A 752-nucleotide genomic window follows, 5' to 3' on the forward strand; every position below is an offset into this window, starting at 1 on the left:
GGAGCTAGCTATGAAGGTGGCGAATGGAGGGCTCCGGAATTCAAGGTTTCACAATTCAATTCTGATGGTAGTTCGTCAGAAAAGAAGATCTATCATGATGTAGCAGGAGCTTTTGATGGTGTCAGTGATGGTATGACGAGTATCAACGAGCGTATTCATGATGTTGAGAAGAATGTGGCGAGCAATGGTTTGAATTGGAATGAAGAAGAAGGCGCGTATGATGCGAAGCATGATGGTAAGTCGAGTAAGATTACGAATGTATTGGATGGTAAGATAGAAGAAGGCTCGCAAGAAGTTGTTAATGGTGGTCAGCTTTGGAGCACGAATGAGAGGGTAAAAGAGGTTGAAGACAAAGTAGATACGATAGATCAACATGTGAAAGATATTGAAGTAGCCGTAACAGATGGCGTTGTTAACTATGACAAAGATAGTGATGGGAAAAAGACCAATAGCATTACGTTAGTAGGAGGCAATGACAGCGAACCTGTTATGATAGACAATGTAGCGGCAGGCAAGATTGAAACAGGTTCTCAGCAAGCTGTTAATGGCGGTCAGTTGCATGATTATACTGAAGAGCAGATGAAGATAGTTCTTGAAGATGCCAATAAGTATACGGATGAGAAAGTTAGTGGTCTTGTCAATGATGGTGTTAACGAGTCGAAATCCTATACGGATATGAAGTTTGAGACATTGAATTATGCTATTCAGGATGTTCGGAAAGAAGCAAGACAAGCTGCTGCTATTGGTCTAGC

Annotated in this window: 1 pseudogene; it reads left to right on the forward strand. The window is 41.6% G+C overall.

From position 1 onward, the window contains the following. A pseudogene (locus ACFINY_RS09835) lies at positions 1 to 752 on the forward strand (hypothetical protein); the annotation flags it as partial.

The sequence above is a fragment of the Bartonella sp. AA23NXGY genome (genome assembly GCF_042197165.1).
Taxonomy (GTDB): Bacteria; Pseudomonadota; Alphaproteobacteria; order Rhizobiales; family Rhizobiaceae; genus Bartonella.